The organism is Cupriavidus sp. SW-Y-13 (genome assembly GCF_009793345.1).
Classification (GTDB): Bacteria; Pseudomonadota; Gammaproteobacteria; order Burkholderiales; family Burkholderiaceae; genus Cupriavidus.
In genome coordinates, this window is sequence record NZ_WHLX01000001.1 from 767,824 (window position 1) to 791,159 (window position 23,336).

At 62.7% G+C, this 23,336-nt stretch carries 20 protein-coding genes; 19 read left to right on the forward strand and 1 reads right to left on the reverse strand.

Going from position 1 to position 23,336, the window contains the following annotated elements; genetic code table 11:
* Positions 1-100 precede the first annotated feature (100 nt).
* The 18 genes from gyrA to cysM all read left to right on the forward strand — a co-directional run bounded on the left by gyrA (position 101) and on the right by cysM (position 20,880).
* Positions 101-2,788 (forward strand): DNA gyrase subunit A, encoded by a 2,688-nt coding sequence (gene gyrA, locus GA566_RS03510; RefSeq protein WP_160471651.1) that lies wholly within the window; start codon positions 101-103, stop codon positions 2,786-2,788.
* 82 nt (positions 2,789-2,870) lie between these two features.
* A complete protein-coding gene (locus tag GA566_RS03515) occupies positions 2,871-3,437 on the forward strand; it encodes a DUF2059 domain-containing protein (protein ID WP_137926450.1) in 567 nt (188 codons plus the stop codon).
* 157 nt (positions 3,438-3,594) lie between these two features.
* On the forward strand, positions 3,595-4,758 hold the full coding sequence (gene serC, locus GA566_RS03520; protein WP_160471652.1) for a 3-phosphoserine/phosphohydroxythreonine transaminase: 1,164 nt from the start codon (positions 3,595-3,597) through the stop codon (positions 4,756-4,758).
* A gap of 94 nt (positions 4,759-4,852) precedes the next feature.
* Positions 4,853-6,016, forward strand: a complete 1,164-nt coding sequence (gene pheA, locus GA566_RS03525; RefSeq protein WP_160471654.1) for a prephenate dehydratase — start codon at positions 4,853-4,855, stop codon at positions 6,014-6,016.
* Between the two features lie 12 nt (positions 6,017-6,028).
* On the forward strand, positions 6,029-7,153 hold the full coding sequence (gene hisC, locus GA566_RS03530) for a histidinol-phosphate transaminase (RefSeq protein ID WP_137926447.1): 1,125 nt from the start codon (positions 6,029-6,031) through the stop codon (positions 7,151-7,153).
* A 20-nt stretch (positions 7,154-7,173) separates the two neighbouring features.
* The gene (locus GA566_RS03535; RefSeq protein WP_160471656.1) at positions 7,174-8,076 is read left to right on the forward strand and encodes a prephenate dehydrogenase/arogenate dehydrogenase family protein; all 903 of its coding nucleotides are present in this window, start codon (positions 7,174-7,176) and stop codon (positions 8,074-8,076) included.
* A gap of 41 nt (positions 8,077-8,117) precedes the next feature.
* Positions 8,118-9,431, forward strand: coding sequence for a 3-phosphoshikimate 1-carboxyvinyltransferase (gene aroA, locus GA566_RS03540; protein WP_160471658.1), 1,314 nt, complete (start codon positions 8,118-8,120; stop codon positions 9,429-9,431).
* Positions 9,432-9,558: 127 nt separating this feature from the next.
* Entirely contained in the window at positions 9,559-10,227 is a 669-nt protein-coding gene (gene cmk / locus GA566_RS03545) for a (d)CMP kinase (protein WP_160471660.1), read from the forward strand.
* A 181-nt stretch (positions 10,228-10,408) separates the two neighbouring features.
* On the forward strand, positions 10,409-12,103 hold the full coding sequence (gene rpsA, locus GA566_RS03550) for a 30S ribosomal protein S1 (RefSeq protein WP_137926443.1): 1,695 nt from the start codon (positions 10,409-10,411) through the stop codon (positions 12,101-12,103).
* A gap of 33 nt (positions 12,104-12,136) precedes the next feature.
* A complete protein-coding gene (locus GA566_RS03555; RefSeq protein WP_137926442.1) occupies positions 12,137-12,550 on the forward strand; it encodes an integration host factor subunit beta in 414 nt (137 codons plus the stop codon).
* 187 nt (positions 12,551-12,737) lie between these two features.
* Positions 12,738-13,064: a lipopolysaccharide assembly LapA domain-containing protein gene (locus GA566_RS03560; protein WP_160471661.1), complete on the forward strand. Its 327-nt coding sequence runs from the start codon at positions 12,738-12,740 to the stop codon at positions 13,062-13,064.
* A 3-nt stretch (positions 13,065-13,067) separates the two neighbouring features.
* Positions 13,068-14,264 (forward strand): lipopolysaccharide assembly protein LapB, encoded by a 1,197-nt coding sequence (lapB, locus tag GA566_RS03565; RefSeq protein WP_160471663.1) that lies wholly within the window; start codon positions 13,068-13,070, stop codon positions 14,262-14,264.
* A 40-nt stretch (positions 14,265-14,304) separates the two neighbouring features.
* Positions 14,305-15,678, forward strand: coding sequence for a UDP-glucose/GDP-mannose dehydrogenase family protein (locus GA566_RS03570; protein WP_160471665.1), 1,374 nt, complete (start codon positions 14,305-14,307; stop codon positions 15,676-15,678).
* Positions 15,679-15,732: 54 nt separating this feature from the next.
* Positions 15,733-16,674: a D-glycero-beta-D-manno-heptose-7-phosphate kinase gene (gene rfaE1 / locus GA566_RS03575; RefSeq protein ID WP_137926438.1), complete on the forward strand. Its 942-nt coding sequence runs from the start codon at positions 15,733-15,735 to the stop codon at positions 16,672-16,674.
* 24 nt (positions 16,675-16,698) lie between these two features.
* Complete coding sequence (gene rfaD / locus GA566_RS03580) at positions 16,699-17,691, forward strand: ADP-glyceromanno-heptose 6-epimerase (protein WP_137926437.1); 993 nt, start codon at positions 16,699-16,701, stop codon at positions 17,689-17,691.
* A gap of 223 nt (positions 17,692-17,914) precedes the next feature.
* Entirely contained in the window at positions 17,915-18,328 is a 414-nt protein-coding gene (locus tag GA566_RS03585; protein ID WP_160471666.1) for a helix-hairpin-helix domain-containing protein, read from the forward strand.
* Positions 18,329-18,570: 242 nt separating this feature from the next.
* On the forward strand, positions 18,571-19,905 hold the full coding sequence (locus tag GA566_RS03590; RefSeq protein ID WP_160471668.1) for a solute carrier family 23 protein: 1,335 nt from the start codon (positions 18,571-18,573) through the stop codon (positions 19,903-19,905).
* Between the two features lie 72 nt (positions 19,906-19,977).
* A complete protein-coding gene (cysM, locus tag GA566_RS03595; protein WP_137926434.1) occupies positions 19,978-20,880 on the forward strand; it encodes a cysteine synthase CysM in 903 nt (300 codons plus the stop codon).
* A 79-nt stretch (positions 20,881-20,959) separates the two neighbouring features.
* Here cysM and mltB read toward each other — a convergent pair whose 3' ends face one another.
* Positions 20,960-22,069: a lytic murein transglycosylase B gene (gene mltB, locus GA566_RS03600; RefSeq protein ID WP_137926433.1), complete on the reverse strand. Its 1,110-nt coding sequence runs from the start codon at positions 22,067-22,069 to the stop codon at positions 20,960-20,962.
* A 164-nt stretch (positions 22,070-22,233) separates the two neighbouring features.
* Between mltB and GA566_RS03605 the strand changes: the two genes are divergently transcribed.
* Complete coding sequence (locus GA566_RS03605; protein ID WP_137926432.1) at positions 22,234-23,160, forward strand: histone deacetylase family protein; 927 nt, start codon at positions 22,234-22,236, stop codon at positions 23,158-23,160.
* The last annotated feature ends 176 nt before the right edge of the window (positions 23,161-23,336 follow it).

Here is a 23,336-nt window from a genome sequence, read left to right on the forward strand (position 1 = left end):
CGTGTTAGAATGCCATGTTCGCCCGTCGTCGACAGGCCCTTCCGGGCTTCCGATTTCGCGGGCTTCATTTGCTTAAACCCGCCGCATAAACCACGTCGCAATGGATCAATTCGCCAAAGAAACCCTGCCGGTCTCGCTGGAAGAGGAAATGCGCCGCTCATACCTCGATTACGCAATGAGCGTTATCGTGGGGCGCGCGCTGCCCGATGTCCGGGACGGCCTGAAACCGGTACACCGGCGCGTGCTCTATGCGATGCATGAGCTCAACAACGACTGGAACCGGGCCTATAAGAAGTCCGCCCGTATCGTCGGCGATGTGATTGGTAAGTATCACCCGCACGGGGATACTGCTGTCTACGACACGATCGTCCGCATGGCGCAGAATTTCTCGCTGCGTTACATGCTGGTGGACGGCCAGGGTAACTTCGGTTCGGTGGACGGAGATAACGCCGCGGCGATGCGTTATACCGAAATCCGCCTTTCCAAGATTGCCCACGAAATGCTCCACGATATCGACAAGGAAACTGTCGATTTCGATCCGAACTATGACGGTTCGGAGAAAGAGCCGGGCATTTTGCCGGCCCGTATTCCTAATCTGCTGATCAATGGTTCGTCGGGTATTGCGGTGGGTATGGCCACCAATATCCCGCCGCATAACCTTAATGAAGTCGTCGATGCCTGCCTGCATCTGCTCCGTAATCCCGATGCGACGATCGACGAGCTGATTGAACTGGTGCCGGCACCCGATTTTCCGACGGCCGGCATTATCTATGGCATTCAGGGCGTACGCGAAGGCTACCGCACCGGCCGCGGCCGGGTGGTCATGCGTGCGCGCACTCACTTCGAGGATATCGACCGTGGCCAGCGCCAGGCGATCATCGTCGACGAACTGCCGTACCAGGTGAACAAGCGGACGCTTCTTGAGCGTATTGCCGAGCTGGTTACCGAGAAGAAGGTCGAGGGCATCTCGGACATCCGTGACGAATCCGACAAGTCGGGCATGCGCGTGGTGGTCGAACTCAAGCGCAACGAGGTGCCGGAAGTCGTCCTGAACAACCTGTACAAGAACACGCAGCTGCAGGATACGTTCGGCATGAACATGGTGGCGCTGGTCGACGGCCAGCCGCGCCTGCTGAACCTGAAGCAGATGCTCGTGGCGTTCCTGTCGCATCGCCGCGAGATCGTGACCCGCCGTACGGTCTTCGAACTGCGCAAGGCGCGCGAGCGTGGCCACGTGCTGGAAGGCCTGGCTGTGGCGCTGGCGAACATCGACGAGTTCATCGCGATCATCAAGGCCGCGCCGACGCCTCCGCTGGCTAAAGCAGAGCTGATGGCCAAGCCCTGGGATTCGGGCCTGGTCCGCGAAATGCTGGCACGTGCCGAAAGCGACACTTCGGGTGGCCGCGCCTCGTATCGTCCGGATGGTTTGCCTGCCGTGTTCGGCATGCAGCCGGATGGCCTGTACAAGCTCTCCGATGGTCAGGCGCAGGAAATTCTGCAGATGCGTCTGCAGCGCCTGACCGGCCTGGAGCAGGACAAGATCGTCCAGGAGTACCGCGAGGTCATGGGCGTGATCGCTGACCTGCTCGACATCCTGGCGCGTCCGGAACGTATCACCACGATCATCACCGACGAACTGGGCGCCATTCGTGCCGAGTTCGGTGACGAGCGCCGTTCGCAGATCGAGATGAACGCGACCGAGCTCGACACCGAGGACCTGATCACGCCGCAGGACATGGTCGTGACGCTGTCCCACTCGGGCTATATGAAGAGCCAGCCGATCTCCGAATACCGGGCGCAAAAGCGCGGCGGGCGCGGCAAGCTGGCCACGGCGACCAAGGAAGACGACTGGATCGATACGCTGTTCGTGGCCAACACGCACGACTACATCCTGTGCTTCTCGAACCGTGGCCGCCTCTACTGGCTCAAAGTCTACGAGGTGCCGCAAGGTTCGCGAAACTCGCGTGGTCGTCCGATCGTGAACATGTTCCCGCTGGCTGACGGCGAGAAGATCAACGTGATCCTGCCGGTGCGCCAGTTCGATGCGGAGCACTTCATCTTCATGGCCACCGCGCGTGGCACGGTGAAGAAGACCGTACTGACGGATTTCTCGAACCCGCGCAAGGCTGGCATCATCGCCGTCGATCTTGACGAGGGTGACTTCCTGATTGGCGCGGCCGTGACCGACGGCAAGCACGATGTGATGCTGTTCTCGGACGCCGGCAAGGCCGTGCGCTTCGACGAGAACGACGTCCGTCCGATGGGCCGTCAGGCCCGTGGCGTGCGCGGCATGAACTTGGACGAAAGCCAGTCGGTGATCGCCATGCTCGTGGCGCCGGCAGAAACTGATGCCGCCGAGACTCCCGAAGCCAGCATCACCGCCCCGGTGGGCAGCGTGCTGACGGCCACCGAGAACGGCTATGGCAAGCGTACGCCTATCAGTGAATACACTCGACACGGGCGCGGCACCAAGGGCATGATTGCGATCCAGACGAGCGAGCGCAATGGCCGTGTGGTCGCTGCTGCGCTGGTTTCGCCTGAAGACGAGATCATGCTGATCACGACGGGCGGTGTGCTGATTCGCACCCGTGTCGCGGAAATCCGCGAGATGGGCCGCGCCACGCAGGGTGTCACCCTGATCAACGTGGATGAGGGCACGCGGCTGTCGGGGCTGCAGCGCATCGTCGAGACCGACGCCGACACCAATGGCGCGGATGACGACGAGGCGGCGGACGACACCACGGGCGCCAGCGACGCAGGCGCCACTGACGCAGACGCGAATTCGTAATTTGTTGCAACAATGGGACGGCGGCCGGAACTCGCCAGACGGCCGACCGGACTAATCCGGACGTATTTTCCAGGGAGTCATAATGCTCAAAACCTATCGACGTATCGCTGTTCTGGCTGCTTTCGCTCCGCTCATGATGCTGGCGCAAGGTGCGCACGCTCAGGAAGACAAGGACAAGACAGCGGCCATCAAGGAACTGCTTTCCGTCATGCAGGCCGACCAGGCAGTGAAGGGTCAGGCCGATAACTGGCAACAGGGTGCGAAGCAGGAAGCCCCGCTGGTGCTGGAGCAGGTGCTGGTCGAGAACAAGACGCTGAACGACAAGCAGAAGCAGGCCGCTGTCGAGAAGCTCAAGAAGAACGGCGCAGTGCAGCGCATGGTGGATGGCGCGGGCACCGCGTTCAACACCGATGGTTTCCGCAAGGACGCCATCCAGGCGCACTACGACGCGTTCGGCAAGTACTACACGACGCAGGAACTGAAGGACCTGACCACGTTCCTGAAGTCGCCGACGGGCCAGAAGTTCATGCAGAACCAGGGCAAGGCCACCCAGGAAATCTGGGGTTCGATGATGCAGAAGTACGGTCCTCAGGTTGGCAAGTCGATGCGCGACGCCGCCGAGAAGGAAATCACTGCTGCCTCGAAGTAAGCACGCAAGTGATCGACGGTCGGCCTCGCCGGGCCTGATGGTCCGGCGATCCGGCTGTTCCCACCCCGCTCCGGACGCCTACGGTGTCCAAGGGGCGCGGGTTTTGGGGGATAATGGCTGCCTGGTTCAATCCGGCAGCCATTTTTCTTTTTCCTCCATGAACGATCACCAGAATCCCGCCCTGACCGGCCTGCAACGTTCGCTGGCCGAGCGCGTCTACAACTTCTCGCCCGGTCCCGCCGCATTGCCGGCCGAGGTCCTGCAGCAGGCCGCGGAAGAAATGCTGTCATGGCGTGGCACCGGGGTGTCGGTGATGGAGATGAGTCACCGCAGCAAGGATTTTGAGAGCATCCATCAGCAGGCGATGGCCGACCTGCGCGAACTGCTGCATATCCCGAAGAATTTCCGCATCCTGTTCATGCAGGGCGGGGCGATTGGCCAGAACGGCATCGTACCGCTGAACCTCGCGGGCCGCGTGCAGGGTGCCAAGCCGAAGACCGATTTCGTGGTCACGGGTACGTGGTCGGTCAAGACCGAGCAGGAAGCGCAGCGCTACAGCGAGGTGAATATCGCCGCGTCGAGCCAGGATCAGAAGTGGCACAAGATTCCCGACGCCAAGTCGTGGAACCTGTCCGACGATGCCGCGTATGTCCACCTGTGCACCAACGAGACCATCGTCGGGGTGGAGTTCCAGGAGATCCCGGACATCGGCCAGACCGGCGTGCACGACAAGGGACGCATTGTTGTGGCCGACGCATCGAGCCATATCCTGTCGCGACCTATCGACTGGTCGCGTGCGCAGGTAGTCTATGGCGGTGCGCAGAAGAACATCGGCCCGGCCGGCGTCACCATCGTCATCGTTCGTGAAGACCTGATCGGCTTCGCACATCCGATGTGCCCGTCGGCGTTCAACTGGCGTCTGGTGGCCGAACATGATTCGATGTACAACACGCCGCCCACCTATGCGATCTACATCGCCGGACTCGTGTTCCAATGGCTCAAGGCCCAGGGCGGCGTGGCCGCAATCGAGCAGCGCAATATCGCCAAGGCGCGTGCGCTGTACGATTACCTGGACCAGAGCGACTTCTACCGTAACGAAATCGATCCCAGCTGCCGCTCGCGCATGAACATACCGTTCCTGCTGCGCGACGAATCGCGCAACGAAGCGTTCCTGACCCAGGCGCGCGCGAATGGCCTGGTACAGCTCAAGGGCCACAAGTCCGTGGGCGGCATGCGCGCCAGCATCTACAACGCAATGCCCCTCGAAGGGGTTGCCGCGCTGGTCGAGTTCATGCGCGAATTCGAGCGCACCGCCGCTTGACGGCGGTGTATCCGACCCCGCTGCCTGTGCGGCGGGCCGTCGTTGCCCCAGACTTTTCCGAGGCCGCCACGACGCGCGGCCCACAGGCCCTGATATGACACAGCAAGACAAGCCGGGCGCAGATGCCGGCGTGCAACGCCCCGACGCCAACGGCTCCAATCCGGGACCGAGTCCGCAGGAACAGGCGCTGTCAGCAGACCTCGCGCCGTTGCGCGACCAGATCGATACCGTTGACCGTGAACTGTTGGCGCTGCTGAACCGCCGTGCGCAACTGGCGCTCGACGTGGGCGAGGTCAAGAAGAAATACGGTGCGCCGGTGTTTCGGCCCGAGCGCGAACTGCAGGTCATCCGCAAGGTGCAGGGTGCCAATCCAGGGCCATTGCTCGGCGAGAGCGTGGCGTCCATCTGGCGTGAGGTGATGTCGGCCTGTCGTGGGCTGGAGAAGCCGCTGGAGATTGCATTCCTTGGCCCGGCCGGCACGTTCTCGGAACAGGCGTTGTACGCGCATTTTGGCCATGAGGTCTCGGGCGTGCCGTGCCCGAGCATCGACGAGGTGTTCCGCGCCGTGGAGGCGGGTACCGTCGAGTATGGCGTGGTGCCGGTGGAAAACTCGACCGAAGGCGCGGTGTCGCGCACGCTCGATCTTTTCCTGCAGACTTCGCTGAAGATCAGCGGCGAGATTGCGCTGAAGGTGCATCACAACCTGATGGCTTCCACGCCTGACATGAAGGGCGTGAAGGTAGTGCGCGCCCACGCGCAGGCGCTGGCGCAGTGTCAGCACTGGCTGACCGCGAACTATCCGCATCTGGAGCGGCAGGCCGTATCGAGCAACGCCGAGGCCGCACGCATGGCAAGCGAGGATCCTACCGTGGCAGCGATCGCAGGTGAGTCTGCGGCCAACCGCTATCACCTGCACATTGTCCGCACGCATATCCAGGACGATCCACACAACCGCACGCGCTTTGCCGTGATCGGCCGTTACGAGACGGAGCCGTCGGGCAGTGACCAGACGTCGATGATCCTGTCGGTGCCGAACAAGGCTGGCGCGGTGTATCAGTTGTTGGCGCCGCTGGCCGAGAACGGCGTGTCGATGTGCCGTTTCGAATCGCGTCCGGCACGTAGCGGGGCGTGGGAGTACTACTTCTATGTCGATGTGGAAGGCCATCAACACGATCCGTCCGTAGCGCGCGCGATCGACATGCTGCGCGCCAATGCGGCATATCTGAAAGTGCTGGGCTCTTACCCGTCGAGCAAGTAACCGGAGCAGATCATGGCAGAGCAGGGTAACGCGGCAGACTACTTCGGTCCCACCTACGTCCGGAAGATTTCGCCGTACATCGCAGGAAAGCCGATTTCCGAGGTTGCGCGCGAGTTCGGACTCGATGAGGCGCGCATCGTCAAGCTGGCGTCGAACGAGAATCCGCTCGGCATGCCGGCTTCGGCCAAGGCCGCCGTCGCAGAGGCGGTGGAAGATTTGGGCCGCTATCCCGACAGCAACGGCTTTGCGTTGAAGGCAGCGTTGTCGGAAAAGTATGACGTGCCGGCGGAATGGCTGACGCTGGGCAATGGCAGCAACGATATTCTGGAGCTGGCCGCGCACGCGCTGGTGCGCGCCGGTGAATCGATCGTCTATGCCGAGTATTCGTTCGCGGTCTACGCACTGGCTACGCAGGAAGTGGGTGCGCGGGCCATCGAGGTGAAGTCGCGTCAGTACGGTCATGATCTCGATGCGATGGCTGCCGCCATCACGCCCGACACGAAGCTGGTGTTCGTTGCCAATCCGAACAATCCGACGGGCACGTTCGTGTCCGCAGCCGAGATCGAAGCGTTCCTTGCAAAGGTGCCGTCGCACGTCGTGGTTGTGCTCGACGAGGCGTACAACGAGTATCTCGATCCGGCGCAACAATACGAGTCCGTGGCATGGGTGCGGAAGTATCCCAACCTGATGGTGTCCCGGACGTTCTCGAAGGCGTACGGCCTCGCGGGTTTGCGCGTGGGATACGGCGTAGCGCAGCCCCCGCTGACCGACCTGCTCAATCGTGTGCGCCAGCCGTTCAATGTCAACAGCCTGGCGCAGGCCGCTGCGGTGGCAGCGCTGGGTGATGCAGATTTCCTGCAACGCAGCGCGGCACTGAACCGCGCTGGCAAGGCGCAACTGGTGGCCGCCTTCGAGCGGTTGGGTCTGGAATACGTCCCGTCGTCGGGCAACTTCGTCATGGTCCGCGTGGGGACCGACGATGGCGCTGGCGCGCGCGTGAATCTGGCGATGCTCAAGCAGGGTGTGATCGTGCGGCCCGTGGCGAACTATGGGTTGCCGCAGTGGTTGCGTATCACGATTGGTTTGCCCGACGAGAACGCCGCGTGCATCGCGGCGCTCGAGCAGGCGTTGAAGTGAATCCAGGCAGGTTTGAATCCGTGAACGCTCTGCATTTTTCCCGTGTTGTGATTGTCGGTGTCGGCCTGATCGGCGGATCGCTGGCGCTGTCGCTCAAGCGTGCCGGCGTAGTGGGCACCGTCGTGGGAGTGGGCCGCTCGGCGGCGTCGCTCGACAAGGCCATGAAGCTTGGCGTAATCGACGACGCCGCGACGTCGCTGGCCGATGCCGCACGTGGCGCCAGCCTGATTGTGCTGTGCGCGCCCGTGGCGCAGAACTTTGCGTTGCTGCATGCGCTGGAGCCGCACCTGGAACCGGGCACGATTGTCACCGATGCGGGCAGTACGAAGTCCGACGTGATCATGGCGGCCAAGACGGCACTCGGTGACAAGGTTGCCCAGTTCGTGCCCGCCCACCCGATCGCTGGGCGAGAGTTGAACGGCGTGGAAGCTGCGCTGAACGATCTGTATCTCGGCAAGAAAGTGGTGCTGTGCCCGCTGCAGGAAAACAGCCGCACCGATGTGGCCGCGGTGCGCGCGATGTGGGAGTCGGCAGGCGCCGATTGCCACGTGATGTCCGCTGTGCAGCATGATGCCGTGTTCGCATCCGTCAGTCATCTGCCCCACGTGTTGGCCTACGCGCTGGTGGCGCAGACCGCCAATGCGGAGGACGCCGCGTTGAAGCTGGATTTCGCAGGTGGCGGCTTCCGGGATTTCACGCGCATCGCGGCCTCGTCGCCGGAGATGTGGCGCGATATCTGTGTCGCGAACAAGGATGCTCTGCTGCGCGAGATCGACACGTACGAAGCAGTGCTCGGCTATCTGAAAAAGCAGATCAAGGCGGGCGATGGTGAGGCGCTGGAGCGCGTATTCAAGCGCGCCAGCGAGACCCGCCTGAAATGGGGCGCCGCGCGTGCGACCGCCCTCCATAACGTAGAACCCTGACGCTGTCGCGCCATTAGCGTGATGGCCATGCTGCCAAGACCATGGAACATCTGACCCTCGGCCCCCTGACCCGTGCATCGGGTACGGTCCGCCTGCCCGGCTCGAAGAGCATTTCCAATCGAGTGCTGCTGCTGGCCGCACTGGCCACCGGCGAAACCCGCGTGCGGGACCTGCTCGATTCCGACGACACGCGTGTCATGCTCGAAGCGCTGAACATGCTGGGCGTGACATGGCGGCGCGATGGCGGCGACTGCATCGTGACGGGCGTGGGTGGGCAGTTTCCGACCAAATCGGCTGACCTGTTCATGGGCAATGCCGGCACCGCCATCCGTCCGCTGACTGCCGCGCTGGCCCTGCAGGGCGGCGCGTACAAGCTGAGCGGGGTGCCGCGCATGCACGAGCGGCCGATCGGCGATCTGGTCGACGGACTGCGGCAGGTGGGGGCTGCTATCGACTATCTGGGTACGCCCGGCTATCCGCCGTTGCAGATCCAGCCTGCCGAAATCCGTATCGACGCGCCGATCCGCGTGCGCGGCGATGTTTCCAGCCAGTTCCTGACTGCGTTGCTGATGACGCTGCCGATGGCCAAGTCGGCGTCGGGCAAGATCGAAATCGAGATGGTGGGAGAGCTGATCTCGAAGCCGTATGTCGAGATCACGCTGAACCTGCTGGCGCGCTTCGGTATCGATGTGGAGCGCCAGGGTTGGGAGCGGTTCATCCTGCCGGCCGAGGCCCAGTACCAGTCGCCGGGCGAGATCTATGTGGAAGGCGATGCCTCGACGGCTTCGTACTTCCTGGCGGCGGGTGCCATCGGTGGTGGTCCGGTGCGTGTGGAGGGCGTGGGCCTGTCGAGCATCCAGGGGGACGTGCGCTTTGCAGACGCGCTGAATCGCATGGGCGCCAATGTGATGGCCGGCGATAACTGGATCGAGGTGCGCGGTACCGAGCGCGACGATGGCCGGCTGAACGGCATCGAACTCGACTGCAACCATATTCCCGATGCAGCGATGACGCTGGCCGTGGCCGCGCTGTTCGCCGACGGCACTACCACGCTGACCAATATCGCGAGCTGGCGCGTCAAGGAAACGGATCGCATCGCTGCCATGGCCACGGAGTTGCGCAAGCTCGGTGCGGAGGTGGAAGAAGGTGCGGACTACCTGAAAGTGACGCCACCGGCATCGCAGTCAGCCTGGCAGACCCCGGCAGACGGAATTGGCACCTATGATGATCATCGGATGGCCATGTGTTTCTCGTTGGCCGCTTTTGGGCCGCTGCCGGTGCGGATCAACGAACCCGGCTGCGTCGCCAAGACGTTCCCGGAATACTTCGCGGTATTTGGCGGCGTGACGCAGTAAGTATGAGGATGGTTGCGCAGCCTTTTGTGGGGGCGGGTAGTAACGCGCCGCCGCGCAACCATGGTCCCCATCGTAACGATTCACGATTGATTCCGGAAATCAATAGTTTCAAGCTAACCAATAAAGAATGACTATTATCGACGTCATCACCATTGATGGTCCAACCGCATCCGGCAAAGGCACGGTGGCCCATAAGGTGGCAGACGCCCTCGGCTTTCACCTCCTCGACAGCGGCGCGCTCTATCGGCTCGTGGCGCTGGCCAGCGATCACGCCAATGTCGACGTGCAGGAGGTGGATACCCTCGCAAAGATTGCCCTGCGCCTCGATGTGAAGTTCGGCCCGGATCGGGTCTGGCTCGAAGGCGAGGAAGTCAGTCAATTGATCCGCCAGGAAGCCATTGGCAACCGGGCCTCGGCGCTGGCCGTGCATCAGCCGGTTCGCGATGCGTTGACGGCACTTCAGCGTGGTTTCCGCAAGCTCCCCGGCCTTGTGGCGGACGGCCGCGATATGGGCACGGTGATCTTCCCGGAGGCCCCGCTCAAGGTATTCCTGACCGCGAGTGTCGAGGCGCGCGCCCGCAGGCGCTATAAACAATTGATTGATAAGGGAATTTCTGCTAATATCGAAGACCTTTTGCGTGACCTCGAGGCGCGCGACGCGCGGGATCGTTCCCGTGCCGCCGCGCCGCTGCGTCCCGCAGAGGGTGCGTATCGCCTGGATACCTCTGAAATGACGGTGGACGAGGCGGTGACGCAGGTGCTGGAGTGGTTCGCCGCCGTGCGCGTTTCGCAGTAGCTCGCAAGAAATTTTCAAGCGCGCTGCTGATGGCGCGATAACGTTGGGAAAGCCCCGACACCAAGGAGCCCGGATCGAAAATCTTCGACGCCCGGGTGTATTGCAACCTAACCCCGCTGCACTGGCAGACTGAGCACGACCCTCGTGCCGGCCAATGTACTGCGGATTGCTACTTACGTTTATGTCCGACCTGCAAACTAACGAATCCTTTGCCGCACTGTTCGAGGAATCGATCGCCCGCTCCAATATGAAGGCTGGCGAAGTGATTTCCGCTGAAGTCGTGCGCATCGACCACAACTTCGTGGTCGTCAATGCCGGCCTCAAGTCCGAAGCATTTGTGCCGGTGGAGGAGTTCCTGAACGACCAGGGCGAACTCGAAGTGCAGGCCGGCGACTACGTCTCCGTGGCCATCGATGCACTCGAGAACGGCTATGGCGACACGATTCTCTCCCGCGACAAGGCCAAGCGCCTGGCATCGTGGCTGAACCTCGAGAAGGCGCTGGAAGACGGCGAGATCATCTCGGGTACCGTGACCGGCAAGGTCAAGGGCGGCCTGACTGTCATGGTCAACGGCATCCGCGCATTCCTGCCGGGTTCGCTCGTCGACGTGCGTCCGATCAAGGACACCACGCCGTACGAAGGCAAGACCCTGGAATTCAAGGTCATCAAGCTCGATCGCAAGCGTAACAACGTCGTGCTGTCGCGTCGCGCCGTGGTGGAAGCCACGCTGGGCGAAGAGCGTCAGAAGCTGATGGAAACGCTGAAGGAAGGCGCGATCGTCAACGGTATCGTCAAGAACATCACCGACTACGGCGCGTTCGTGGACCTGGGTGGTATCGACGGCCTGCTGCACATCACCGACCTGGCCTGGCGCCGTGTCCGCCACCCGAGCGAAGTGCTGTCGGTTGGTCAGGAAATCACCGCCAAGATCCTCAAGTTCGACCAGGAAAAGAACCGCGTCTCGCTGGGCGTGAAGCAACTGGGCGAAGATCCGTGGGTGGGCATCTCGCGCCGTTACCCGCAAGGCACGCGTCTGTTCGGCAAGGTGACGAACCTGACCGACTACGGCGCATTCGTGGAAATCGAAGCCGGTATCGAAGGCCTGGTCCACGTGTCGGAAATGGACTGGACCAACAAGAACGTGGCCCCGTCGAAGGTTGTCCAGCTGGGCGACGAAGTCGAAGTCATGGTTCTGGATATCGACGAAGACAAGCGTCGTATCAGCCTGGGCATGAAGCAGTGCAAGGCCAACCCGTGGGACGATTTCAGCCGCAACCACAAGAAGGGCGACAAGCTGGCCGGCCAGATCAAGTCGATCACCGACTTCGGCGTGTTCATCGGTCTGCCGGGCGGCATCGACGGCCTGGTGCACCTGTCGGACCTGTCGTGGCAAGAGACGGGCGAAGAAGCCGTGCGCAAGTACAAGAAGGGCGACGAAGTGGAAGCTGTCGTCCTGGGCATCGACGTCGACAAGGAACGCATCTCGCTGGGTATCAAGCAACTGTCGGGCGATCCGTTCAACAACTTCATCTCGGCTAACGACAAGGGTTCGCTCGTTACCGGCACGATCAAGACTGTTGATCCGAAGGGCGCTGTCGTGCAACTGGCAGACGACGTGGAAGGCTACCTGCGTGCTTCGGAAATTTCCGCAGACCGCGTGGAAGATGCCCGCAACGTGCTGAAGGAAGGCGAGCAGATCACCGCACTGGTGGTGAACGTCGACCGCAAGTCGCGCAACATCAACCTGTCGATCAAGGCCAAGGACAGTGCTGACCAGCAAGAAGCCATGCAGAAGTTCCAGGCTGATACCGGCGCCGCTGGTACGACCAACCTGGGCGCGCTGCTGAAGGCCAAGCTGGGCCAGGACAACCAGTAATTTACGAGCGCCGCGCGAACAGCGAGACCGCCCATGACCAAGTCTGAGCTCGTCGAGAAACTGGCTGCCCGTTTTCCGCAGTTGCTGCTGCGGGATGCGGACATTTCAGTGAAAACGATACTCGACGCGATGTCCGAGGCTCTGGCCGATGGTCATCGTATCGAGATCCGTGGCTTCGGCAGCTTTGGTCTGAACAAGCGGCCGCCTCGCGTGGGTCGCAACCCCAAGTCCGGCGAACGAGTGCTGGTGCCCGAGAAACGGGTGCCGCACTTCAAGGCGGGCAAGGAGTTGCGCGAACGGGTGGATCGCCCGGCAATGCCGCAAAGTGGCGTTATGGCCTCCAACGGCCAGGCGTTGCACGGCAAGGCCGGGCAGTTGTCGGCGCCGCAGTCTTCCGCTCCGGCGGGGCTGCATGACGACAGCCAGCTGAATCTGGTCCGCTCGTAGGAAAGCTCGCCATCACTGGCAGCCTGTTGAAAAGCGCTCCCCCGGGAGCGCTTTTTTCGTTTACCGATGCGACCAATGGTTACCGTTTGCAGGAAGTGATTCCGCTACAATGCCGGGAATCCGTCGCCCGGCGTTCCATAACGCATCCTGCCCGGATGCCCGCTCCTGTTCCGATGGCCCTCACCGCATGAAACTCGTCGCCTGGATCTTCCGCATCGTCCTGTTCGTCCTGTTGTTCGTGCTGGCGCTGCGCAATACCGCCGATGCCGACCTGCAGCTGTTCTTTGGCGCGGTCTGGCATGCGCCGCTGATCCTGATTCTGCTCGCCGCATTCGGGCTCGGTATCGTGGCGGCGCTGGCTGCCGTGGCGCCTGGCCTGATGCGCCAGCGGATGGAGGCCGCGCGGCTGCGTCGCGCGCTGAGCCAGGTGCGTGCCGCGACGTCACCCGTCGATCCCGTGCCGCCAGAGGCAAAGCCGGGCGTTCCCTATAACGTAGTCGGCCCGAAAGTCTGATCCATGATGTTTGAAACCTGGTGGCTGCTAGCGCTGCCACTTGTCTTTGGCCTTGGCTGGATGGCGGCGCGGTTTGATCTGCGCCAGCTGATCAGCGAGCAAGGCGCGTTGCCGCGCTCCTACTTCAAGGGCCTCAATTTCCTGCTCAACGAACAGCCTGACCAGGCGATCGATGCGTTCGTCGAGGTTGCCCGGCTCGATCCCGAGACCACGGAACTGCATTTCGCGCTGGGCGCGCTGTTCCGCCGCCGGGGCGAAACGGAGCGGGCCATCCGCGTGCACCAGAACCTGGCGACGCGGCCCGACCTTCCCGAGCCCGAACGTGAGCACGCACTCTACGAACTGGGGCAGGACTACTTGCGTGCAGGTCTGCTCGACCGTGCCGAGGAATCGCTGCGCCGGCTGATGTCGGGTCCGTATGCGGCATCGGCCAAGCGCGTGCTGCTGGAACTGTACGAAGTGGAAAAGGAATGGCTCAAGGCCATCGACGCCGCGCGCGAGCTGCAGACACTCGAACAGAAGGATTACCGCATACAAATCGCCCAGTTCTGCTGCGAACTGGCGCAGGACGCGCTACAGAAGAAAAAGCCCGAAGACGCCGTCACCTGGCTGGGCCGTGCCCGCGAGGAGAATCCGGCCAACGTCCGCGCGCCGATCCTGCTGGGTGACGTATCGGCTGCTGCGGGTGACCTGCCGGGCGCCCTGAAGCATTGGCTCGCCATCGAATCCCAGGATGCTGCCTACCTGCCGCTGGTGGCCGATCGTGTGGTGAAGGCGTATGCCACGCTTGGCGAGCAAGGCAAGGCGCTGGACTGGCTGCGTGGGCTGCTCAAGGGCAACCTCGCGGCCGAACTGCTCGACACTGCGTATCGGACCGAACTCGAAGTCAATGGGCCGGTGGGCGCGGCAACACTGATGCGCGAGCAACTGCGCCGCCAGCCAACGCTGCTGGCGCTGACAAAGTATTTCGAAGCGCAGGCCGCCGAGAAACAGGCCGCTGACGCGGGCGGCGTGGGTACGCCAGACGAGCAGGCGCAGGAAACCGCTGCTATCCGCGATCTGTTGCAACTTCGCACGCGCAATCTGGCGCGCTACACGTGCCGCGAGTGCGGCTTCCGCGCGCGCCTGTTTTATTGGCAGTGCCCGGGCTGCAACCGCTGGGAAACTTATGCGCCGCGTCGCTCCGAAGCGCTTGGCTAGGACAATTCAGGCGAACGTCACAGTTCTGGAGCCTCAGTAAATGAAAGTCACGATTATCGGCAGCGGCTATGTGGGTCTGGTGACCGGCGCCTGCCTGGCCGAACTCGGTAACGCCGTATTTTGCCTCGACGTAGATGAAAAGAAGATCGCGCTGCTCAATGCTGGCGGTGTACCGATCTACGAGCCGGGCCTCAAGGAATTGATCGACCGCAACCGCGCGGCGGGGCGGCTCACGTTCTCCACCGATGTTGCGGCCAGCGTCGAACATGCCGATGTGCAGTTCATCGCCGTAGGCACGCCGCCGGACGAGGATGGCTCGGCGGACCTGCAGTACGTGCTGGCTGCCGCGCGCAATATCGGCCGGCACATGACCGGATTCAAGGTGGTGGTGGACAAGTCCACGGTGCCCGTCGGCACTGGCGATCGTGTCACTGCTGCAATCCGCGAGGAGCTGTCCGCGCGCGGACTGGAAGACCTGCAGTTCTCGGTGGTGTCGAATCCGGAATTCCTGAAGGAAGGCGCGGCCGTCGAAGACTTCATGCGGCCCGACCGCATCGTGCTGGGTTGCGCGCCCGACGCAGCGGGCCGCCATGCGCAGGCGATCATGCGCCAGCTCTACTCGCCGTTCAACCGCAATCATGAACGCACCTTCTATATGGATGTGCGCTCGGCCGAGTTCACCAAGTACGCCGCCAATTCGATGCTGGCCACGCGGATCTCGTTCATGAACGAATTGGCCAACCTGGCCGATGAAGTGGGTGCCGATATCGAACTGGTGCGCATGGGTATCGGCTCGGACCCGCGCATCGGTTACAGCTTCCTCTACGCGGGCGCGGGCTATGGTGGTTCATGTTTCCCGAAGGACGTGCAGGCGCTGATGCGTACGGCCAGCGCTCATGGCAAGCCGATGCGCGTGCTCGAGGCCGTGGAGGCCGTCAACGACGCGCAGAAGCAGGTGCTGGGCGAGAAGGTCATTCGCCGTTTTGGCGAAGACCTGAGCGGCAAGACTTTCGGCATCTGGGGTCTGGCTTTCAAGCCGAATACCGACGATATGCGCGAGGCCCCGTCGCGCGTGCTGGCGCGTGAACTGGTGTCGCGTGGGGCGTCGCTGCGCGTGCATGATCCCGTTGCGATGGCCGAGGCCCGCCGCGTGATGGAAGCCGATCTGGCCGGCATCGAGGGGGGGATGGCGCGCGTGCAATTCTGCGACGCGCAGATGGACGTGCTGACGGGTGCCGATGCGCTGGTGATCGTGACGGAATGGAAGGTGTTCCGCAGCCCCGATTTCGCGCAGATCCGCACGATGCTGAAAACGCCGGTCGTCATCGACGGCCGCAACCTCTATGAACCCGATGCCATGGCCGATGCCGGCATCGAATATCACGCGATCGGGCGTTCGAACGCCCATCCCTGATTGGTATGCCTGACCGCGCCTGACCGGCGCGAGGCGTGTCGCAAAGGACAGTTCATGAGCAAGAACATCATTCCGCAGGAACAGATCCAGAAGGCCCAGGTGCTGGTGGTGGGCGACATGATGCTGGACCGCTACTGGTTTGGCGATGTCGAGCGCATCTCGCCCGAGGCGCCAGTCCCCGTGGTGCAGATCAAGCGCAGCGACGAACGACTGGGCGGTGCCGCCAACGTGGCGCGCAATGCCGCGGCGCTGGGTGCACGAGTTGGCATGCTGGGCGTGGTCGGCGACGACGAACCCGGCCGCACGCTTGAGGCCCTGCTGGCGGCCAGCCATGTGCAACCATACCTGCATCACGACCGGTCGCTGAGCACGACGATCAAGCTGCGCGTGATGGCGCACCAGCAGCAACTGCTGCGCGTCGATTTCGAGAACGCGCCGGCCAGCGAAGTGCTGGCATCGGTACAGGATCGGTATAACGCACTAGTGAAGGACTATCAGGTACTGGTGCTGTCCGACTACGGCAAGGGCGGGCTGACGCACGTCGGCCGCATGGTCGAGGCGGGGCGCGCCGCTGGCCGGACCGTGCTGATCGATCCGAAGGGCGATGACTACTCGCGCTATCGCGGCGCCACGCTGATCACACCGAACCGTTCCGAAATGCGTGCCGTAGTGGGCGCCTGGAAGACCGAGGCGGACCTGACGATCCGCGCCCAGAACCTGCGCCGCGACCTGCATCTGGAGGCGTTGCTGCTGACGCGCTCGGAAGAGGGCATGACGCTCTACACCGAAGCGGAAGTACTCCACGTCTCGGCCCAGGCCCGCGAAGTCTATGATGTATCGGGGGCCGGCGATACGGTGATCGCCACGCTGGCCACGATGCTCGGCGCCGGTGTGCCGCTCAAGGAAGCGGTGCAGCACGCCAACCGCGCCGGTGCCATCGTCGTCGGCAAGCTCGGCACCGCTGTTGTCAGTTATTCCGAATTGTTCGGCGCCTGAAGCGCGCCCTAGCCAGAATCCGCCATGACCATCATCGTGACCGGCGCTGCCGGCTTTATCGGCAGCAACATCGTCAAGGGCCTCAACGATCGCGGCGAGACCGACATCGTTGCCGTGGATAACCTGACGCGTGCCGAGAAATTCAACAACCTCGTGGATTGCGAGATTGCCGATTACCTGGACAAGACCGAGTTCGTCGAGCGCTTCAAGCGTGGTGAGTTCGGCAAGGTCCGCGCGGTGTTTCATGAAGGCGCGTGCTCCGACACCATGGAGACCGACGGCCGCTACATGATGGAGAACAACTACCGCTATACGCTGGCGCTGATGGAGGCGTGCCTGGAACAGGGCACGCAGTTCCTGTACGCGTCCTCGGCGGCCACCTATGGCGCTTCGACCATGTTCCGCGAAGACCGCGACTACGAGAAGCCGCTGAACGTCTACGGTTACTCGAAGTTCCTGTTCGACCAGGTGGTGCGTCGTCGCCTGCCCACCGCGCTGTCGCAGATCGTAGGCTTCCGATATTTCAATGTCTATGGCCCGCGCGAGTATCACAAGGGCCGCATGGCGTCGGTGGCGTTCCACCACTTCAACCAGTTCCGTGCCGAGGGCACCGTGAAGCTGTTCGGCGAGTACAACGGCTACGCGCCGGGTACGCAGAGCCGCGACTTCGTGTCGGTGGAGGATGTGGTCAGGGTCAACCTGTACTTCCTCGATCACCCGGGCAAGTCCGGCATCTTCAACCTCGGGACAGGCCGGTCGCAGCCGTTCAACGATATCGCGGTGTCGGTGGTCAACGCGCTGCGCGAGGCGGACGACAAGCCGCCGCTCTCGCTCGACGAGATGGTGCAGGAAGGGCTGGTCGAGTACGTGAAGTTTCCCGATGCGCTGCGCGGCAAGTACCAGTGCTTCACGCAATCCGATGTGTCGCGCTTGCGCGCCGCCGGCTACGACGCACCGTTCCTCACGGTGCAGGAAGGCGTGGAGCGTTACTGCAAGTGGTTGATGGAACGTAGCTGACCCGTCGGATGTTGTTTTTGATGTGGTTTGCGTGCGACGCTGATGGCGCGCAAACCTCGTAGGAATTTGGGAGTGCAACGCTCCCATTGCAGTGCGGACACATAAGCGCGCGGAAGTCGTGAACTTGTGTGTCCGGCCGTTTCTGAGGTCCATTCGGAAACCTATCCTGACCTTCCCTGCTGCCATCCGGCGGCGGGTCAACAAAAAAGGAAAGGAGTTCCTGATGCACAAGATCCTCGTACATTCCCTCTCGAAAGTGTTCCATGCCGTCCGCGACGGCTGGCGTGATGTGGCCGTGGCGCTCGGCATGGCAGTGGCCCTGCTCGGCATGGGTCCCGCTTACGCCAATGTCGACGTCAATACGGCAGACGAGGCCGCGCTTACCGCGCTCAAGGGAATCGGACCGGCCACGGCCAAACGCATCCTCGACGAACGTGACAAACATGGTGCATTCCAGGACGCTGCCGATCTGGCCGATCGTGTGCCGGGCGTGGGATCGAAGTCGGCTGCCAATCTTGAAGCTTCGGGGTTGACCTTTGGTAAACCTGCAGCGGCGCCCAAGGCGACGCGCAAGGATGCCCGTCCGGTAGCGAAGTCAGCTCAGGCATCCAGCCAGAAGCCTGCGGCGACCCGCTGACCGGCGGCGGGGCTGTCCTTCCCGGCCGCCCTGCCCGGCGTCAACAGGTGGCGGCTGGTATGCGTTGTGCTTGGCTGGCAATCGTGGGCGGCCGTGACGATTTGCACGGTTCGGGGTGCGCGGTATCATCCGCATCGCTGAGAAAGCGTGCGGGTGCATGCCGTCACCTGCTGCACCAGGACGCTATACGCGCGTCGACACATTCCAACAAACAGGCATACCGCTGACAGGGAGAGAACAATATGGCGAATGGCCAGGACAGTACCGACAGCAATCATGACGAGGGTTTCCTGCCGAAATGGCGGCTCAAGACCACGGGCGTGATCGGCCCCGATGAACGCCTGCCGGCCGGACAGACGCTGCTGGCGGGCATCCAGCACGTGGTGGCGATGTTCGGCTCCACGGCCATCGCGCCGATCCTGATGGGATTCCATCCCAACATCGCGATCCTGTTCTCGGGCATCGGTACCTTGCTGTTCTTCCTGTGCGTGCGCGGGCGCGTACCGAGCTACCTCGGTTCGAGCTTCGCATTCATTGCCGTGGTGATCGCTGCCACCGGCTACGGCGGTAGCGGCCCCAATCCGAATATTCCCGTGGCGCTCGGCGGCATCATCGCGGCCGGTGCGCTCTATACGGTGATCGGACTGGTGGTGCAGGCCGTGGGCTATGCGTGGGTCGAAAAGCTCATGCCGCCCGTGGTCACTGGCGCAATCGTCGCTGCCATCGGGCTGAACCTCGCACCGGTAGCGGTCAAGGCCGTCAGTGGCGCGCCGCTCGACACATGGGTGGGGCTGCTGACAGTGCTCGCCGTGGGCCTCATCGCGGTCCGTGCGCCGGGTATGCTGGGGCGATTGCCGGTCCTGCTGGGCGGCCTGGCTGGCTATCTTGCCTACTTTGTTGCCACTAACCTGATGGGTATGGGCAAGGCGATCGATTTCTCGGGCGTGGCGGCGGCCAGCTGGTTTGGCATGCCTGAATTCACGACGCCGGTCTTCGAGTTCAATGCGATGCTGCTGATCGCGCCGGTGGCCATCGTGCTGGTCGCGGAGAACCTCGGGCACATCAAGGCTATTGGCGTGATGACGGGTCGCAATCTTGACCCGTACATCGGCCGCGCGTTCATTGGTGATGGCGTGGCCACGATGCTGTCCGCGTCGGGTGGCGGCACGGGTGTGACCACCTACGCCGAGAACATGGGCGTGATGGCTGTGACGAAGATCTACTCGACGCTGATCTTCGTGGTGGCTGCTGCCGTGGCAATCCTGCTCGGTTTCTCGCCGAAGTTCGGCGCATTGATCCTGACGATTCCCGGTCCGGTGATCGGTGGCCTGACCATCGTCGTCTTCGGTCTGATCTCGGCAACGGCCGGCCGGATCTGGGTGCAGAACCACGTCGATTTCTCGAGTTCGCGCAACCTGATCACGGTGGGTGCGACGTTGACGGTGGCCGCCGGTGACCTGACGCTGAAGCTGGGCGGCATGACGCTGGGGGGCATCGGGACTGCGACGTTTGGTGCGATCCTGCTCTACCATCTGCTCGGCAAGGGCCGTGAGGAAGAGCAAGGGCTGACGCACTGAAAGTCCCGGCCACCGGTGCGGGTAAGGTGGGTGCATTACAATGGCCGACGAAAATCTGAGCGACCCCGCACCATGGCCTATAAAACGATTGAAGACACCATCGGCAACACGCCGCTGGTGAGACTGCAGCGCATTCCCGGCGCTGCCATCGAAGCGCGCGGCAACGTGATCCTTGGCAAGCTCGAGGGAAACAATCCCGCCGGGTCGGTCAAGGACCGTCCCGCACTGTCGATGATCCGCCGAGCAGAAGAGCGCGGCCGCATCAAGCCGGGCGATACGCTGATCGAGGCCACGTCGGGCAATACCGGCATTGCGCTGGCCATGGCCGCAGCGGTGCGTGGCTACCGCATGATCCTGATCATGCCCGAGGACCTGAGCCTTGAGCGCCGCCAGAGCATGGCGGCGTATGGTGCCGAGATCATTCTGACCCCGGTGAAGGGCGGTATGGAGTACGCACGCGACCTGGCGGATGCCATGGAGCGCGAAGGCAAGGGTGTCATCCTCGACCAGTTCGCCAATCCGGACAATCCGCTGGCGCACTACGAGACGACGGGGCCCGAGCTGTGGCGCGATACCGAAGGCCGCATCACGCACTTCGTCTCGGCCATGGGCACGACCGGCACCATCACGGGTGTGTCGCGCTATCTGAAGGAAAAGAACCCCGCAATCCAGATCGTCGGCGCCCAGCCGGCCGAGGGTTCGCGCATTCCAGGCATTCGTAAATGGCCGGAAGCGTATCTGCCGAAAATCTATGACCCGAAGTTCGTCGATCGCCAGGAGCCGGTGACGCAGGCCGATGCCGAACATATGGCCCGCCGCATGGCCCGCGAGGAAGGCATCTTCTGCGGCATCTCGGCCGCTGGCGCACTGTGCGTGGCCCTGCGCGTCGCCGAAGAAGTAGAGAACGCGACGATCGTATTCGTGGTCTGCGACCGCGGGGATCGGTATCTGTCGACGGGCGTGTTTCCGGCTTGAGTCGGTAGCGATCCCTCTGTTTTTCTCCCCTCTCCCGCCTTGCGGGAGAGGGGAGAAAACCACGCCAACAACAGGCGCCTCACCCCATCGCTGCCTTCACCGCCTCTCCCAGCTGGTACACCGCCAGCGCATAGAAGAAGCTGCGGTTGTAGCGCGTCAGCACATAGAAGTTTCGCAGCCCAATCATGTATTCGACGGGCTGGTCTGGCGTGGGCAGGTCCACCACGAGCACGCCGGTTTCGCCTTCTCGCTGTGTGTCGATCGGCTCGTCCACACGCAGTCCCGCACGCGTGAGCTGGTTCAGTGTGCGCGTCGGCCAGGGTTCACCGTCAGCGGCGGCTGCGGCAACGCCCAGGCTGCCCGCATCGCTGGCGATGCGCCAGGCCACGGGGCGGTTCGCTTCCCATCCATGCAGTTGCAGGAAACGTCCGACACTACCGATGGCATCGGTGGGGCTGTTGCGCAGGTCGACATGGCGGTCGCCGTCATAGTCCACGGCGTACTCGCGCAGACTCGTCGGCATGAACTGCGGAATGCCCACCGCGCCGGCATAGGAACCGAGCACCGAGAACACGTCAGTCTTCGTCTCGCGGCACCAGAGCAGGTAGTCGGCCAGCTGGTTGCGGAACAACTGGGTGCGGGCGGCGCGGTTCGGGGTGTCCGGGTAATCGAAGGCTAGCGTCGACAAGGAGTCGATCACGCGGAACGTTCCCATGTCCCGGCCGTAGATCGTCTCGACGCCGATGATGCCGACGATTACCGACGCCGGCACGCCAAATTCGGCTTCGGCGCGGCGCAGTGTTTCGCGGTTCTGCTGCCAGAAGCGCACACCGGCATTGATCCGGATCGGTTCGATGAAGCGTGAGCGATAGGCGCGCCAGCTTTTCTTGCCGGGAGTTGTCGGCGGCATGATCAGCCGCGCCACAGTGGCCGAGAACACGGCCTGGCTGAAATACGATTCAAGCTCGGCGCGCGGGAAGTTGTTGCGCGCCACCATATCGTCGATGAACGCCCGTGCCTGGGGATGGTTCTGATAGCGGCCCGGTTCGATTTCCTCTTCCCGGGTACTGCTCACGCGACGCTTGCCAGCGGCAAGCAGCTTGGGAGAAACGCCGCACAGGCCCAATGCGGCAGCGGTGAGTGCGGCGCCCAGCAGGGGGCGGCGCAGGGAGCGCTGTTGGTCGGTCATGTTGTCCTTTGCAAGTCGGACCGAGTATAGCGGATGCGATACATGCGAAGTCCGACGGCCCCGGCCTTGGAAGCGGGGCTCAGTGGCGCTCGGGCATCCGCGAAAGACCCGGCACGTCCTGTGCTAACGTAACGTCTGGAGACAAACTTGACCCGCAAACGAAAATGCCAACGGGCTATTACACGCATCCGTCGTTCCTGTTGCACGAGATGGGGCATTTCCACCCCGAGTGCCCGGAACGGCTGCAGGCCATCGAAGACCATCTGATTTCCCATGGGATGGACGGCTTGCTCGACCGGCGCGATGCCCCGGCCGCCACCGAAGACCAGATCGAACGTGTGCACCGGCCCGACTACGTGGCCAGCCTGACGGCGAACATCCCGTCAGCGGGGAGCTACTATCCCATCGATCCCGATACCTCGATGAACCGCCATACGCTGGCGGCTGCCACCCACGCGGCGGGGGCGGCCGTGGCCGCTACCGACGCAGTGATCACAGGAGAGATCGAGAACGCTTTCTGCTGCGTGCGCCCGCCTGGCCACCACGCCGAACCGGATCGCGCGATGGGTTTCTGCTTCTTCAACAACGTGGCGATTGCCGCGCGCCACGCGCTGGCGGCACACGGTCTGGCGCGCGTGGCAGTGATCGACTTCGATGTCCATCATGGCAACGGTACGGAATCGGCCTTCCTCGATGAGCCGCGCGTCATGATGTGCAGCTTTTTCCAGCATCCGTTCTATCCGTACAGCGGCACCGAGCATTTCGCGGCAAACATGTCGAATATTCCGCTGCCGGCTTACACGAACGGCATGGCCGTGCGCGAGGTTGTCGAGACGATCTGGCTGCCGCGCCTGAACGAGTTCAAGCCCGAGATGCTGTTCATCTCGGCGGGTTTCGATGCGCACCGCGAGGACGACCTCGGCCAGATGGGGTTGGTGGAACAGGACTACGCCTGGATCACCGAGCAACTCGTTCAAGTGGCCAAGACCCATGCAAGGGGCCGCATCGTCAGTTGTCTGGAAGGCGGCTACAACCTGAGTGCACTGGCGCGCAGCGTGTTTGCACATATCAAGGTGCTGATGGAGGCGTAGTTTCCGCTCAATCGGTCTTAAATGACTTTTGCAGCATTTTCACCGCGTCTATATGACGCCAATGCATAACGCCATCGAAAAAATCTCGTTTGAGGTATGAAGCGGATCGCATAAAATGCGGGCTTCATAAAAATATCTACGGCAACAACGCAGGAGACCCCGCGCTGTTGCCGTTT